Consider the following 14,602-nt stretch of genomic DNA (forward strand, 5'->3'; position numbering starts at 1 on the left):
ATTTCCGTCTGTTGGTTATCAAACTGGGCAGCATGAACTTCGCCATGCCCATATTTCTTTTTCCACGCATACAAGCTGTGGGTGCTGACGCCTAACCTTTGGGCGACTTCTTGGACGGGATAGCCGTGCTCGGTGATTTGTTTTACCGCTTCAATTTTGAATTCGTCAGTGTAGCGTTTGTCGTACATCGTTTTCTCCTGAGGTCTCGTTTTCATAACTCAGGAGTGTCTACGAAACTAGGGGCGATTCAAAGGTATCAAAGAAAAAGCTCGCAAAATCCTTTTGCCAACGGGGATGAAGACTATTTTCCGGCTCATCTACAAAAACTAGACTATCTTGTTTAATTCGAGAGGCCACATAAGAAAACATCAAACAAGTTGACAACTCACCAGAGCTCGCATTTTCAACGTGTAACACTTCACCGTCACGCCTGAAGAACACCTCTAGGCTAGAAACAAGCCCAGCAGCCTTCAGCTCATCAACTCTTTTTAATATAAAATAAATATCGTCATTCCAGCCAGCGGCATGCCTTCGCCCTCCTCCCCAAAGCCATAATATGTCACCTTCAAAATACTCATTCTTTTTTAGCGTTTCAGGATAAAATGAATAGTCCAAAAGTTTTAAATATCCAGTGCGCTTAAACTCCTCAGCGAGGCCCAGTATCCACTTACTATCCGAAGCCGCACGTTGCTCATCTAGCCTTTTTTTTCCAAAAGAAGGAACATCGGATAACATGAATCGCATCGAATGCCTTGTCTCAAACTTAAACAGCTTTTTGTCATTCAATACAGGGTCACAGACACGAAGAGTTATTCCAATATCATCGTAGCCACATCGCTCAAGCACTCGCCTCATCCGCCAAATAGATTCGTCTGCACGCTCAACCGAACGAGACGCTGGTATTATTCTTTTCAAAAGAGAAGCTGGTAACGTTTTACCCGACTTCATTTGCAGCAAACGAGCACCTGACACACGCCCTTGAAACTTGTGGAATGGAGTATTCGCAACCGCACTTACCAAACTAGAGTTTGAAACTTCCCCAGCGGCTTCTGCGATAATAGAACTTTTCCCAGCTCCATTTTCACCTATTACAACAGTGATCCCCCCATACGTAAAACTGCTACTAAGGATTTTTTCTGCACTCTGACTGATTTTATGTGAATAAGAAAACATGCCAGTCTCCTAATATGAAAAAGAATTCAAGCCGCTCCTGCTACCCTTTTGCACAGCACCAAACATAGGTCAATCTATCATCAACTACATCGCCCCCACCCCCTTGACAACGCCCGCCCCATTCCGGCATTTTGAACTCCCCTAAACTTACAAGGCATAGCCGAAGCCTTTGACAGCTCCCCAAGCTGGCAAAAATAGCGGTTTTTTTTGTTTCTGCCTGCATACCTGCTACAGGTGTACCCTGTGCGCAGTGCACCATATCGGCGGAACAACGTCCGAGTAACCGTGAGGTCTCGGCGGCCTTGTAAGTGCCGGGGAGCGTTGTTCTGCCTTTTTTTGTTTCCAAATCCCAAAACTTACAGAGGTGTCTCATGTCCAATCCCAAAACCATGAACAAACTGGTAAGGGAACTTGAAGAGCTGCGAGCAGATCATGCCGCCCTGCTAAACTTGTACGAAATTCAAAAGCAACGACACGAATGGCTTACAGACTTTGTGGATAAGCTGGAGGAAAGGGTTGCATCGCTGGAAGCACCTTTTGAGCGCGCCACCGTACAAGCCAGCGAGGTGCCCGATGTCGCCCAGTAGCATCACTCCCTTCGCCTTTGGCGACAACATGGTGCGCGTTCATACGGACGCAGATGGAGAACTGTGGTTTGTAGCCAAGGATGTGTGTCAGGTCTTGGAGCTAGCAAATGTAAGTGAAGCCCTCAAAGGGCTAGATAGTGACGAAAAGATTACCCTCAGTAATCCTGATGGTAATCCAAGAGCAGGCATTCCACATTGCCACAACTTGATTTCCGAATCCGGCCTTTACGCCCTCGTCTTCCGTTCTCGCAAGCCGGAGGCAAAAGCATTTAGCAAGTGGGTTCGGGCAGAGGTGCTGCCAGCCCTGCGCAAGGCAGGCAGTTACGCCGTATCCAGCAGCAACTCAGAACACCTTGCCATGCAGCTGCCCAGCATAGAAGCCATGCCGGAAGAGATACACCGGCTACGCCCCGCCGTGCGTGCGCGTCTGTGGCAGGATTCTTTGCAGGCCGCACGGCTGGAAGGCGCTGGCATGGCCTACGCCATAGAATGCTTCAGCCGTCTGTGCATCATCATGGGCACAGTGAAGCCCGACGCCATCACCAGCCAGCAACAAGACATACGCCAGTTTGTTGCCGAATGCTGCCACGATGTAAAAGGAGCAACCACCGCCTTTGCCGATCTGTACGAAGCCTTTCGCCACTGGCGCAAAGGCAACGGTGATATGCCTTCAAAAAAAGTCTTCGGCACCACACTGGGAGAACTCTTCGGCAAACATCGGTCGAACGGGTCACACTATAAAGATGTGCGGCTGCTTACGTAGCCGACTATCCCCCATCTACTAAAAGCAACCCGCCCTGTGCATTGGTATGAGCAAAGCACAGGGCGGGGTTTGTTCATTAGTTGAACCGAAGTTCCCCTCTGTACAAACTGAATAATTTTAGTAAAAATCAGTAAACCCATTTTTAGACAGCTTGCAACCTTGTAATGTTACGCCCGCATCACCCACTAGGAAAGACAACCAATATGAATGAAATTCCACTTAGTGCCGCATCGAATAACTTAAGTGCCATTGCTACACTAGTCGCAGGCGTAATGACTGCCGCAGCAACAATAATAGCTGTCATGTGGTCAAACAAACAAACAAGGAAAGAGCTAATAAAACAAGAAGAGAGGCATGCCCAAGAACGCAAAGCTCAATTCGAGCAAAGCAAGCATGTTACTATTAGGCCAAATTTAATATTGACCTCTTTCTTCGAACTTCTTGATCGTCTACTTGTAACTAATAATTACGAAAGAGTGTTACTATTCTCTGGAGATGATGGCTTTGAGTTTTACGACAACCAAAACTTACAAGTGAATCAAACATGCAGAATTCTAAAAATAGCCAATAACAGTAGTAATGACATCGTAAACATTCAAATTAAAACCTATACGACTCTATACGACAAATCTATCGACAAAAAAACAAATTATGAAACAACAAACCACACAAATATATTAAGGTCTGGCGAGAACATACTCATAAGAGTTGCTAATCAAGAGCAATTTCATGCTATTCTTGAGATGAACAAGAACAGTACACGTAGTGAATTAATATTTGAATGCCTTATTTCATACACAACGCTTGCAAATCAGAGAATCACATATCAATATGAAGTTGCTGTACAAGATGACCGTCGCATTGAAGTAAAAAAGGACGGCATTGAGCATATAGAGAGTGACGTTATCGACACACCAATTGAGCCTTCAGTCTTTAGAAATTTACAAGACTCTGTTTCATCGGTCGATAGAAACAGTTATTATTGGCAAAAAGTTGGAGAAGCACAGGCTCGCGGCGTAACTCAATTCCACTTACAACAAAACTCAACTTCAAACGTCAGCTAACTCCCAGCCTCAACCTACCCAACCCCACCGCCGCCCCACAAAGGCGGCGTTTTTCATTCCTCCTAAAATTTTCTTTTCCACCTAGTCCCATCACTCCACCTGTTCCGGCTATGCCGTGCCTCGCAAATATGCCCGTGATACTTGCGAAGGCATGGGTTACTGGACAAAGCAAGAACTCCTCACTCTGCTTGAAGCATGGAAGGCCGCCTACAAGGCGGCCTCCACCGGCAAAAGCTACTCCATTCAGGGGCGCACGCTCACGCGCTACGACCTGACAGAAATCCGAGCGCAAATGGCCTACCTTGAGCAACAGCTGAATAAGCTGAACGGCAAGGGCGGCTCCGTTCGTGTGCTGATGAGGGTACGGCGATGAAGCATGGCCCTCTGCGCACCTCCTCCCTCAAAGTTTCTGGCAGACCTCGCGTTTCACGCGATGCCGGTACCCATCGGAGCACCCTTGCCGGTTGGAGCGTGCCAAAAACCTACCATGCAGGCGCACAGGCGCAGGAACGCGCACTCATCCAAAGCCGTGCAGAAGATCTGTATGTAAACGACTGGGCTGCGCGGTCTGTCATTAATGCGCTGGTTACTAATGTCATTGGCACAGGCCTTACCCCGCAAGTACGCCTGCCGTGGCGCAAGCTGGGAATAACACAAGAAGAAGCCCGTGCCGTTGGCTCTGAAATGGAATGGCACTGGGCGGAATGGTGCAAAACCTGCCATCCCAAAAAGCAACTGAGTTTTGGAGAACTGCAAAGGCTGGGTTTTCGTTCTGTACTGCGCGATGGCGAAATGCTGCATGTACCGGTGATGGAAAAGCCGGAAGCGTGCCGCCGCTTTGCTCTGCAAATGCAGGAGATTGCTCCCGCCCGTCTGGCAACGCCGCTGGATAAAAAAAACGATGCCTCCATACGTGACGGTGTAGAGCTAACCCCCAGCGGCAGGCCAGTGGCCTACTGGATAGCCACACCGGAACCAAGGGCAGAGGCAGCAGGCATGGCAACGCCGAACATCAGCAGCTTACGCTCTGCCTCCTTTACGCGCATATGCGGATGAAGGCCGTGTTGCTGCCTCTCATGTGTCGGAATCCATGCAGGCTGTTGACCTTTCTGCGGCTGCAGACGGCACATACCACATAGCAGTGAACATGAATGCAGATGGCAGCTTTGCCGCGGCGGGCTACTCGAGTGATACACCACAGGTTGATACCCGAAAGTTGTCAGCATATCCCGTGCCTGTTGCTGCTTCGTCTGAAAATGCCGGTCGTACAATCGGCTTTTCGGTGGATGGCAGTCTTGCAACGTATTGGGGATCAAACTCCGGAAGTGGAGCGGGAGTTATCGGGCAGTGGGTGGAATACACGCTGCCGGACTCGAAGGGCGGCTTTAAATCCATCGTTGCAAAAGCAGCACAGTCGTATGTGGGCAGTGCTCCTGCGGCAGCGGACATTGAGCAACTGGTTGACGGGGTGTGGGTAAAGGTCGGCACTGCTACATATGCCCATAATGTGCTCTCCGGTTGCTTTAAAGCCATTGAGGGTAATGCTTCTGTTCGCCTAAAAGCCACTGCAGGAACAATCGGGACTTCTTATGGATGGACTCTTACAGATATCCAAGTAACCGATCTTACCGCAGGAGATTTATACAATCCGTCCGAAGTAACTCATTACGACGCCACAGACAGCCCGATACGGCGTGTTTACCTTGGCTGGGTGGAAAAATACGGCGGGGCAATTACAGAGGTACATTGCTATGCATCGGGTAAAAGATGTGTAGTGCCTCTTAATGCAGGCGCTACGCTTGCTACGGGCACTAATTATTCAATAAACACTCCGTTTCTTATGCCGGTAGATGCTTCGCAGATACGTGAACTGGATGTAACAGGCATGACCGATTTTAATGTGTTTTATGCCTTGGACGGTACAGCTTGGCGTGGGTGGATACGCAGAGCGAATACGGAACAGACCGTCACGGTGGGGTCGCTTTCAGGTAAGAGTGCGAACAACTATCCGTATAATACAATACGGGCCGCATTTATCGTTGAAAGGGGGTACTGATCATGCCGGTATACGCAAAAGTCGGAAGCTCGCAGCAAGATATTTTGACAGAGGCACAGGCGCGGAAGAGACCGGATCTTATTCGCATGCAAACAGAACGCCCCGGCGATGATCATGTGGCCAGCGAATCCGGTGCATGGGTGCTGTCGCGCACCATGCTGTTACAGCAGATCAGCATGGAGAAGAACCGCCGCAGAGATAGCGGCTTTATGGTGGACGGCCTGCTATGGGACAGCGACTATAACGCACGTATTGCCTATGCGGAGGTTGCACAGAGGTTCGCGGCAGACCCTGCCTACATCGTGCCGCAATGGAAGGCCAGTGCCGGAAAATGGGTACAGCTTGATGCAGCCTTATTTGCGTCTGTACAAGCCGCGGGCGAAATGCATATAGCCACCGTGTTCACATGGCAAAAAGCCAAAGAAGAAGAGCTGGCCGCCCTGCCTGATGACCTGCTGGACGAGTTTGCAAAAACGCTATCCGTAGTTTAATCGCCTCTACCCGCCCCACAATCAATAGCCCTGTTCTGCACAGGGCTTTTTTTTTTTGTACACAGCCTTCAACAGCAAGCAGTTTAATATATTAAAATTGTTGAATATTTATAAATATATGTTAAAATTTAGATAGTTAAAAGCACCTTCATAAACTCTAAAAGGCTCCGCTCATGCCACGGAACGGCTGCCGCAACTCCACAAGGAAACCATTATGTACAACGCCTCTTTTTATCCCACCCCAAAAGCTGTCGCTGAAAAGATGCTTTCTACACTCCCCCCAAAAGGCCTTTCAAACCGCTCTATTCTGGAACCAAGTGCCGGCAAGGGAGATCTGGCAGATGCCATCGCGGAGAAATTAAGCAGGGGGTATATGAGCCCCAGAGTAAGAAAAGAAATGCAGGAAAAAATCCACTGCGTAGAAATGGAACCGGAACTTCAGGCCGCATTGCGCGGAAAAGGTTATACGCTGGTCGGTACGGATTTCTTAACCTTCTACCCAGACGAACGGTATGACCTCATCATTATGAATCCGCCCTTTGCCAATGCAGAAAAGCACCTCCTGCACGCATGGGACATTTTACCGCATGGAGACATCCTTTGCCTGGTCAACGAGCAGACCTTATGCACCCCATGCTCTGCGTACCGCACGTTACTGCAAAACGTCATAGAAGGGCACGGCACAGTCACACCTCTGGGAAGCTGCTTTGCACATGCGCAAAGAAAAACACAAGTCCGTATTTCGCTGGTACACCTGACAAAAAAAGCACCGGAAGAAGATCAAAAGCTCTTCACCGCAGAGGGTATGCAAACAGAGGCGAAAGTCCGCCTGCAGGAAGATCCATTCGGAAGTGATATTGCCACCCGCAACACAGCAGGCAACATGGTAATCCACTACAACCGCTGCCGAGAACTGTTTGAAGAAATGGCACAGCTTGCCCAACTGCTAGGGCGGCATATGGGTGCCCTTACAGAGCAAACTTACCCGCAAGGCGATCTAGCGGGCAAATGCCTTGCGCCTATCATCAGTGCCACAAGCGACGAAAAAACGCGGACCCATGCCTACAACAACTTTGTACGTTCACTGAAAAAAAGCGCATGGAACCACGTATTACAAAAAACAGACATGCAGAACCTTGTTTCAGAGGGGGTCCGCGAAAAACTTGGCACCTTTCTTAAAGAAAACCAGCAGATGGTTTTTTGCGAGAGCAACATCAAAACCATGCTGGAATCACTGTTTCTCAACCGCGGCAGTATCTTAAAAGAATGCGTGGTAGAAGCTTTTGACCGCATGACACGCTACCACAAAGAGAACAGGATACACGTGGAAGGTTGGAAGACGAACGATGCATGGCGTGTCAATCAACGCGTCGTGCTGCCCCGCATGGTCAAAGAAGGCTTCTTCGGTGGTGGCGAAATAAACTGGGAAACAAAGCGACAACTTGATGACATTGATCGTGCTATGGCCTTTCTGGAGGGCAAAAAACTATCGCAAATCGAAACGCCCATGGCAAAGCAGCTTGAAACTTTGTTCAAAGAAAAAGGCAGTGCTACCTTTGGCGCACTGCACCAGAGCACGTACTTTGAAATGCGCTGTTACAAAAAAGGAACCTTGCATCTAAAGTTCAAAGATAAAAAGTTATGGGAAGCCTTCAACCTGACAGCCGCCGACGGCAAAAACTGGTTGCCGGATGACGTTAAGGCCAAGGCAAAGGAAAAGACAAAAACTGCTGAAAACTTCCGCACTGGCAAGCCTGACGTGCATACTCTGCCCTTGTTCAACTAGGCAAAGAACACAAAAAAGCCCGCTGGCAGTACGCTGGCGGGCTTTGCTTAGTATGGTTTATGCAGGTAGCACCCGCACATCAATACTTCTTCCAATTGCGCGGGCATACTTGCCCAGCGTTTTTACAGAAACATTTTTTCCGGCCTCAATACGCGCAACAGCAGGCTGAGAAATGCCCATCCGCTTTGCCACTTCTGCCTGTGTCATGCCTGCCTCGCGCCGCGCTTTTATTAATGCACGGGCAATGGCAAACTCTTGTTCCAAAGCATCAAAGGCCTCTATATATTCAGGGTCGTTCGACCACTCTTTATGTTTTTCTTCCATAGTACGGGGCATTATTCCACCTCCTTTGTACGCTGTAACGCCAGCTTGATTTCGGCAGTCGGTGTTTTTTGGGTCTTTTTTACAAAGGTCCGCAGGATAACAACTCTACGCCCGCTTGCAGTTACATATAAACTGCGGGCAATGCCATCCCGCCCTTTTAAGCGGATTTCCCATAACTTTCCCTGCACGGGCCGCACATAGGGCATTCCCACATGCTCCAACCCGAATTCTGCAATCAACATGGCTATGCGGGCAAACGCAGCGCGCATATCAGACGGCAGAGAATCCACCTCTGCCTCTGCGGTGTCGTTTACAAAGGTTATCGTCCAGTTCATGGTCAAAATATAATTTTTATGTTATATTTCGTCAAGGCCCCTCAGCAGAGCCGACACAAAGGAAGGCACAAAAAAAAGCCCGCGGGGTCATTCCCACGGACCTTGGCATAACGTCAAAGGACTTAACTTGAAAATTCACTAAGATACTTTTTTAAATGCGTTATACCCCAAAAATCTGTATCTGCCCAAGGAATAGTCTTTGATATATCATTACGTGCTGACATTGCAGAGCATGTCTTTTTTGCAATTGCCTGTTGTTCTAGCACCTGCTCATAGCTCAAGTCTTCTTCAAGCTTTAAAAGAAATGAATAAGCATCTTCGCCTTCAAGGTTTGAAATAAGAAACCAATGATACGCTTCTTCTAAGTCAGCTATCTTCTTATTTTCATTCAGCAAAATCATTCCGACAACATATCGACAGCGCGGTGTTCCAATTCTTGCCAGCATAGAAAGGCCTGCTCTGGCAGCAGCATAATCTGCAATACACCCCGTACCTTCATACTCTAACATTGATTTACAAAACATTGCGCCAACAAAGCCATGCTCTACGGCCGTAGTAAACTTTTCATAGGCTTTTTTTGCATTATACCCAGAAAATTTTGAATCCAAATAAATATGACCTGCAATATAGTAGGCTAGTTCATAGTGACTACATTTCCTCTCAATTGCGAAATCACACAATGTTAGTATGCTATAATAATACTCTTCAGCAGGAGGCCTTTCAAAAAATTCTTCAAGGCCTTCTTTCCAGCGCCTTTCCCAACTTGCCTTACATCCCCTCTCAAGTCCCTCAAATATCACTTTGCCAGCCTCCTTCCACCCCATAGCTTCTCCTCTGCATATCACTTAGTAGCCGCTTGTACCATGTTGTTGAAAACAGACTCAAAACACTTTGGAAATATCAAAAAAAGCGCTGACGTTATGGGGTCTCTAGCCAACTATTACTGAATCGGCCCTACTCGCCGCCCTTCGTCCCGCAACTGACAGCAGTGCTCGTAGGGACACCTGCTTTCTTCTCGCAAGATTCTATTAGTGGAATTTGTTGTTCGCGCTTCTCATACAAGGAAATTAGCTTTCGTTTATCATCAAGCATTTCTCTAAGTTGCGCGTTTTCACGTTCCAGATCAACTATCTTGGCCTGATGAGTAAGAGGAAGGGCTAGGTTGTCTACTTTATTCCCAACAGGCACTCCTTGGCCTGTCAAAAGCCATTCCAAATTGAATCCCATTTTCTGATGGAGTATCCAACAGTCATAGGCGCTAGGCCACTGCCCTTTACTCCAAGCCTGAACCTTTCCATTATGTTCATGCGCAAGGAATTTAGAAAATCCGATTTTACTTTCCGGCCAATTACCATCAGCAAAGCTTGAAATAAATTTATCATAAATTATTTCAAACAATTCTTTAAAATCCCTCTTGTTCAAAATATTTTTCTCTTGCTTATTGAGATAAATTTAACTTACACCTATCAGCAGAAACACTTAATAACAGCAAACGTAGAGGTTCGCATGTCCCCAACAACTGAGACTCCATGCCCGCAGATTGAGAATTTTATTCAAAAATGCTGCGCCAATGACGAGCGTACCATCGCCTTTTTTTGGCAATGTTTAACTACCCTTATTACTGAGCGACCTTGCCTTCATGCTGCTTAAATCTTTCTGCACCTTGAAGAAGGTATTCCAGAATGCCAGGCCCTTCTGCCTTCATAGCTTCTATCTGTTCTTGAGCTTCGTCTTCTGGAACTTCCGCCATAAGGCCTTGGGCAATTTGAGGATTAGAGGCAATAGCAAAGTCTAAAATTTCGCCAATGGAACTTGGGCATTTGCCTGTCACATCTTTAAGGACATGGATCAAAATATCACGCTTAGTCATGAATACTCCCAAAAGCCTAAGGAGGTTATAAAGTGAATATATCTATACCCGTAACACAAGCCGAACTCACGAGGCAAGAAAAGCTCTCGCTATGGATGCGTCGGGCTGGAAAAACAAATGTGGCTTTGGCAGCCTTTGCTAAAGTAGCTCCTATCACTACAAGCCGTTGGCTACGCTCAGACTCTCTAGCTTGGTATAAAGTACAAGTAATGATTGACTTTGGTATTCCACAAGAACTGCTGCCAAATCCTATAAAAATACATGGGCAACAAAATGCTGACGACATACAACCAACAAAGGGTGGCTCTAATTAAATAAGAGCATCAGCGATATGATTCCACGCAAAAACAAGAGGTTATTTTGCAATGGTCTACCCTTCAATTACAGCCGTGATGCATCAAAACGTAAAAAGAGCTGCTTCGGGACTACCTGCAAAGCAGATCGCTCATTTGCTGGGCCGAGAATACCATACGCTGATGAGTGAGCTTTCAGGCCAGCCGAACCACAAGCTGGGGGCCGACACACTGCTGCCGCTTATGCAGCTGACCGGCTCAGATGAAGTGTTGCACGTCATGGCGCGGTGGAGCGGCGGCATCTACATCAATGTACCGCCACACGCAGGAGCTACCGAACTGGGGAAAGCCGTTTTGCAATCGGTAAAAGAATTTGGAGAGTATGCGGCAGAATCAGCTGCCTACATACAAGATGGAAAGCTGCCAAGTTACGAGCTGAACAAAATTCTAAAGGAGGGACAAGAAGCAGTTACAGCCATTGCAGCTTTTATGGAACTGGCAAAGCGCGTTCATCACGAACAGTTTGGGGGAACGCCACATGCAACCACCTAAAAAAAAGAGCCCTTGAACTGCTGCAACAGTATCAAGGGCAAAAAACGCATGAGAGATAAGACATGCAGAAGAAAAACTATCGCATATCAAACGGCAAGGCAAGAATTGTCTTCACGCTTCCCGTCGGCACACAGCGGCTTACCATCCAATCAAGCAGTCTTAACAAGCTTGATTCACAGCTGCGCCGGTTGTGTCCCGACGGACTTATGGCAGAGGCCCTGAGCAACACGGTATGAATATAGGAATAGTCCTTATCATACTGGCTGCACTGGGTATCGGCTTTGGAATCTGTCTGGAACTGTCTGAACAGACACGCCTGAAGCAGATGGCTGAAGAAGTAAGAAACCGTAAATAAAAAGGTTACTCCGATGAATAAAAAGAACTCGCCAAAGAACGTGACAGACTCTCTACCTCCTGCGCCACCGCTTGTTCATCTGGCAGACTATCTGCCCAAGCTGCCGCCGTGCATAGCGCGTAAAAAAGTTGCCTGGTTCACAGGAGGTGCCATCTCAAGCAAAAAACTCGCAAACGATGATGCCCTCTGTAAAGGCCCGCTTGTACGCCAGAAAATAGGAGAAACGGTTATCTACCCTACCGAATATTTCCTTGCGTATCTCGAAAGTAGAGGTGTTCGCACGATAATCGTGCCCCAACTCTAGGCAACTATATCCCGCGCGAGGGCAATCCGCCGTAAGGCACGCTCTCGCGCGGCCCTGTCGCACATATGCAAATACACCTCTGTAGTGGTAACAGAAGCATGACCAAGCATCTCTTTAAGAGTATAAATATCGACGCCCGCTTCCAGCATTCTGGTTGCATAGGTATGCCGCAAGGTGTGCCAGACAACCATGTTACGCGGGTCGTCCACTGCGTCGTTAAATCCCAGATCCGCAACAATTCTACGCATGGCCCGATTCAAGCCGTTGGGGTCTCTCGCTCCGCCATCCGCACTGGGAAACAGATACGAACTCCCCGTTTCATCATACAGCAGCCTGCCGCGGAGCATCGTCAGGCAGGCAGGAAACAAATGACCAGCATGCACAAGCCGAGAGCTGCCACCCTTGGTGCTTGCATTCTCTCTCGACCCTTTGAAAATGCGTATAGCTCCGGTTTCGGCATCACAAGACTCGCGCGTCAGGTGTACCAGCTCGCCTGCCCGCAGGCCGGTATCCAGCGAAAGCAAAATCATATCCCGCAACTCATTCACTGCTTGCTTGCGGATTCCCTCATAGGCCAAAAGTTGCGCGATCTCTTCATCATTAAGAGTACGCAACCGCCGGGCATCAGACTGGGGAGCGCGTACACCACGCCCTCTACGCGAAAGCACGGCAGGGTTTTTCCCCTCAAACAGCATAACCGAAGGCTCACCAGGCACAGCCGTCTCACCGGCGAAGTTAAAAACTTCGCGCACGGTCTTCAAAATATGCAAAACAGTCTGAGGGGCAAGACAGGCACCCTCTCTGTTCTTATTGCGTCCGGTTCTAGGCTTTTTGGCGGCCACGATCTTCCGCAGCTCTTCCACGTCGGCAGGAGTTATTGTAGAAGCAACCCTGCCTCCCAGCACGGGCAAGATATGGTTAGCCAGTATATGCTCAACAGACGTGCCCCAAACACGGTGCTCACGCGCCCACTGGCAATAGAGTTCCGCCAGCTCGCCAAATGTGATGCGCTGATACGCCTCACGGGCCTGCGTCTGTTCTGCCTCAACCTTGCTGGCCTCGACCATAGCCCGCTTCTCTTTAAGCGACTGTGGTTGCCTGCCCAGCTTGATATTCTCTTTAAGCTCTCGCAGCAGGCTTACAGCCTTCTCCAAAGTCCAGCCGTCAGATGTCCAGCCAAGCCCCTCAAAGGCTCTTTTGCCATTGCCCAAACGGTAACGAATAGCTATGTATCTGTCTGGTCGCTTACCATGCTTTCGGGTCGGGTGCTCTCTATAAAGGACGCCACCCCTGCTCTGAGCATTAATCCAGACCCGCTTATCGCGCTTGTCTTCTTGGGTGCCCACTGGGTGCCCACCTCCTCAGCTTTTTCGGGAAATACAAGGACAAGCCCTATTGCAAAAAACCTTTTCCGACAAGGTCTTGAGCAATTTAGGGAGTCCTCATTTTCTGACCGCTATCCCCTCCTAAGCCGTAGGCCACAGGTTCGACTCCTGTCGGGCGCACCATTAAAAACAAGGGTTTATCGCACACCAAGCGATGCGCCCTTTTCTTTTTATCTACCCTATATCTACCTAGCTCAAGGTGTTCCTGTAAGGCAGCCCGTGTAAGGCGGCGCGCGATTTGCCATTCCGTAGCACGTAGCTTGGCACTAAAAAGGTGTAAGTTGACACTCTATTTGAGAATTTTGCCATTTCAAAATGAGAAAAAGCCCCGACCAGAGTCAGGGCTTTTTATGTCCTTACTCCGTCACTTACTGCGGTTTAAAAAAAGCCGCTCACAAGCGATGTTATAGTACCCCTTATCCAACTCTACACCGATGAATTTTCGGCCCGTAGAAAGAGCCGCTTTTCCAGTTGTCCCAGAACCCATAAAAGGGTCCAGAACAACGCAATCATCTTGAGCTATAGCCAGCAGGTCTATAAGGAGCGGAATAGGCTTTTCCGGCAGATGCATTCGGCGTTGATGCCCAACTATCGAGTGCTTGAAAACACCTGGTAAGCACTGACGATGGTTTGCCTTGAACCTGCCTTTAACTCCCACCAAGACGTATTCACACTGATTTTTGAAGTTACCCAGACTTGGACGGGCGGTGGGCTTATCCCAGACAACGATGTTTCTCCAGAGCCAGCCGCCAGCCTGCAAGGCATCACTCATTGCTGGCAGCTGCCGCCAGTCTGTAAAAGTCATCAAAACGGAGCCTGGCTTACTGACCCGATAGCATTCTGAAAGCCAGAGGGTCGCCCATGTGATGAAAGAGCGTTGATCCCGATTGTCTCCGTGGAAGTCATGATGCTTTTTTTGAGCATCTGAGCTTTGATACTTTACACTGGGCGGCTGTTGACGTTGCCCCGCGTAAATACCACCTGTCGAATATGGCGGGTCGGTTAGGATGCAATTGAATCGCCCCTAGTTTCGTAGACACTCCTGAGTTATGAAAACGAGACCTCAGGAGAAAACGATGTACGACAAACGCTACACTGACGAATTCAAAATTGAAGCGGTAAAACAAATCACCGAGCACGGCTATCCCGTCCAAGAAGTCGCCCAAAGGTTAGGCGTCAGCACCCACAGCTTGTATGCGTGGAAAAAGAAATATGGGCATGGCGAAGTTCATGCTGCCCAGTTTGATAACCAACAGACGGAAAT

At 48.5% G+C, this 14,602-nt stretch carries 23 protein-coding genes; 14 read left to right on the forward strand and 9 right to left on the reverse strand.

Features of this window, described 5'->3' with window-relative positions; all coding sequences use genetic code 11:
• Together ACK5LI_RS08715 and ACK5LI_RS08720 are read right to left on the reverse strand one after the other, a co-directional pair.
• Nucleotides 1-188, reverse strand: a 188-nt coding sequence (locus ACK5LI_RS08715) for a transposase (protein ID WP_416948293.1), incomplete at its 3' end; no start/stop codon positions are given.
• Between the two features lie 40 nt (nt 189-228).
• Nucleotides 229-1,173: an AAA family ATPase gene (locus ACK5LI_RS08720; protein ID WP_416948294.1), complete on the reverse strand. Its 945-nt coding sequence runs from the start codon at nt 1,171-1,173 to the stop codon at nt 229-231.
• A 371-nt stretch (nt 1,174-1,544) separates the two neighbouring features.
• Between ACK5LI_RS08720 and ACK5LI_RS08725 the strand changes: the two genes are divergently transcribed.
• From ACK5LI_RS08725 to ACK5LI_RS08760, 8 genes are all read left to right on the forward strand, one after another.
• Entirely contained in the window at nt 1,545-1,760 is a 216-nt protein-coding gene (locus ACK5LI_RS08725) for a hypothetical protein (RefSeq protein ID WP_416948296.1), read from the forward strand.
• Nucleotides 1,747-2,523, forward strand: coding sequence for a BRO family protein (locus tag ACK5LI_RS08730; protein ID WP_416948298.1), 777 nt, complete (start codon nt 1,747-1,749; stop codon nt 2,521-2,523). Before ACK5LI_RS08725 ends, ACK5LI_RS08730 begins: the two co-directional genes overlap by 14 nt.
• 203 nt (nt 2,524-2,726) lie before the next feature.
• Nucleotides 2,727-3,587, forward strand: a complete 861-nt coding sequence (locus ACK5LI_RS08735) for a hypothetical protein (RefSeq protein WP_416948300.1) — start codon at nt 2,727-2,729, stop codon at nt 3,585-3,587.
• 115 nt (nt 3,588-3,702) lie between these two features.
• A complete protein-coding gene (locus tag ACK5LI_RS08740) occupies nt 3,703-3,960 on the forward strand; it encodes a DUF6148 family protein (protein ID WP_416948302.1) in 258 nt (85 codons plus the stop codon).
• A complete protein-coding gene (locus ACK5LI_RS08745) occupies nt 3,957-4,643 on the forward strand; it encodes a phage portal protein (RefSeq protein WP_416948304.1) in 687 nt (228 codons plus the stop codon). Before ACK5LI_RS08740 ends, ACK5LI_RS08745 begins: the two co-directional genes overlap by 4 nt.
• A gap of 22 nt (nt 4,644-4,665) precedes the next feature.
• Entirely contained in the window at nt 4,666-5,643 is a 978-nt protein-coding gene (locus ACK5LI_RS08750; RefSeq protein ID WP_416948306.1) for a hypothetical protein, read from the forward strand.
• A gap of 86 nt (nt 5,644-5,729) precedes the next feature.
• Nucleotides 5,730-6,134, forward strand: a complete 405-nt coding sequence (locus tag ACK5LI_RS08755) for a DUF4376 domain-containing protein (RefSeq protein ID WP_416948309.1) — start codon at nt 5,730-5,732, stop codon at nt 6,132-6,134.
• A 214-nt stretch (nt 6,135-6,348) separates the two neighbouring features.
• The gene (locus tag ACK5LI_RS08760; protein WP_416948311.1) at nt 6,349-7,920 is read left to right on the forward strand and encodes a DUF4942 domain-containing protein; all 1,572 of its coding nucleotides are present in this window, start codon (nt 6,349-6,351) and stop codon (nt 7,918-7,920) included.
• A 57-nt stretch (nt 7,921-7,977) separates the two neighbouring features.
• On the opposite strand, the gene ACK5LI_RS08765 is transcribed toward ACK5LI_RS08760, so the two are convergent.
• From ACK5LI_RS08765 to ACK5LI_RS08785, 5 genes are all read right to left on the reverse strand, one after another.
• Nucleotides 7,978-8,256, reverse strand: coding sequence for a helix-turn-helix domain-containing protein (locus tag ACK5LI_RS08765; protein ID WP_416948313.1), 279 nt, complete (start codon nt 8,254-8,256; stop codon nt 7,978-7,980).
• Entirely contained in the window at nt 8,256-8,579 is a 324-nt protein-coding gene (locus ACK5LI_RS08770) for a type II toxin-antitoxin system RelE/ParE family toxin (protein WP_416948315.1), read from the reverse strand. The genes ACK5LI_RS08765 and ACK5LI_RS08770 overlap by 1 nt, the downstream gene beginning before the upstream one ends.
• A 122-nt stretch (nt 8,580-8,701) precedes the next feature.
• Nucleotides 8,702-9,403 carry a hypothetical protein gene (locus ACK5LI_RS08775; RefSeq protein WP_416948317.1) on the reverse strand — a complete coding sequence of 234 codons (702 nt, stop codon included), beginning with the start codon at nt 9,401-9,403 and terminating at the stop codon, nt 8,702-8,704.
• Nucleotides 9,404-9,533: 130 nt separating this feature from the next.
• Nucleotides 9,534-10,001, reverse strand: a complete 468-nt coding sequence (locus tag ACK5LI_RS08780; protein WP_416948319.1) for a hypothetical protein — start codon at nt 9,999-10,001, stop codon at nt 9,534-9,536.
• Between the two features lie 196 nt (nt 10,002-10,197).
• The gene (locus ACK5LI_RS08785) at nt 10,198-10,449 is read right to left on the reverse strand and encodes a hypothetical protein (protein ID WP_416948321.1); all 252 of its coding nucleotides are present in this window, start codon (nt 10,447-10,449) and stop codon (nt 10,198-10,200) included.
• A 32-nt stretch (nt 10,450-10,481) separates the two neighbouring features.
• Between ACK5LI_RS08785 and ACK5LI_RS08790 the strand changes: the two genes are divergently transcribed.
• The 5 genes from ACK5LI_RS08790 (at nt 10,482) to ACK5LI_RS08810 (ending at nt 11,953) form a co-directional block, all read left to right on the forward strand.
• Complete coding sequence (locus ACK5LI_RS08790) at nt 10,482-10,763, forward strand: hypothetical protein (protein WP_416948323.1); 282 nt, start codon at nt 10,482-10,484, stop codon at nt 10,761-10,763.
• A gap of 51 nt (nt 10,764-10,814) precedes the next feature.
• Complete coding sequence (locus ACK5LI_RS08795) at nt 10,815-11,294, forward strand: phage regulatory CII family protein (RefSeq protein ID WP_416948325.1); 480 nt, start codon at nt 10,815-10,817, stop codon at nt 11,292-11,294.
• 62 nt (nt 11,295-11,356) lie between these two features.
• Nucleotides 11,357-11,530, forward strand: coding sequence for a hypothetical protein (locus tag ACK5LI_RS08800; RefSeq protein ID WP_416948327.1), 174 nt, complete (start codon nt 11,357-11,359; stop codon nt 11,528-11,530).
• Nucleotides 11,527-11,649 carry a hypothetical protein gene (locus ACK5LI_RS08805; protein ID WP_416948329.1) on the forward strand — a complete coding sequence of 41 codons (123 nt, stop codon included), beginning with the start codon at nt 11,527-11,529 and terminating at the stop codon, nt 11,647-11,649. The genes ACK5LI_RS08800 and ACK5LI_RS08805 overlap by 4 nt, the downstream gene beginning before the upstream one ends.
• Before the next feature lie 13 nt (nt 11,650-11,662).
• Nucleotides 11,663-11,953, forward strand: a complete 291-nt coding sequence (locus tag ACK5LI_RS08810; protein ID WP_416948331.1) for a hypothetical protein — start codon at nt 11,663-11,665, stop codon at nt 11,951-11,953.
• Here ACK5LI_RS08810 and ACK5LI_RS08815 read toward each other — a convergent pair.
• Together ACK5LI_RS08815 and ACK5LI_RS08820 are read right to left on the reverse strand one after the other, a co-directional pair.
• Nucleotides 11,950-13,299 (reverse strand): tyrosine-type recombinase/integrase, encoded by a 1,350-nt coding sequence (locus ACK5LI_RS08815; protein ID WP_416948333.1) that lies wholly within the window; start codon nt 13,297-13,299, stop codon nt 11,950-11,952. The two genes, ACK5LI_RS08810 and ACK5LI_RS08815, sit on opposite strands and share 4 nt — an antisense overlap.
• Before the next feature lie 403 nt (nt 13,300-13,702).
• The gene (locus ACK5LI_RS08820) at nt 13,703-14,347 is read right to left on the reverse strand and encodes a DNA-methyltransferase (RefSeq protein ID WP_416948335.1); all 645 of its coding nucleotides are present in this window, start codon (nt 14,345-14,347) and stop codon (nt 13,703-13,705) included.
• 67 nt (nt 14,348-14,414) lie between these two features.
• On the opposite strand from ACK5LI_RS08820, the gene ACK5LI_RS08825 reads away from it, so the two are divergent.
• Nucleotides 14,415-14,602 (forward strand): transposase (locus ACK5LI_RS08825; protein WP_416948293.1); only part of this gene is annotated, 188 nt, incomplete at its 3' end.

It is taken from the genome of Oleidesulfovibrio sp., assembly GCF_047973035.1.
Classification (GTDB): domain Bacteria; phylum Desulfobacterota; class Desulfovibrionia; order Desulfovibrionales; family Desulfovibrionaceae; genus Oleidesulfovibrio.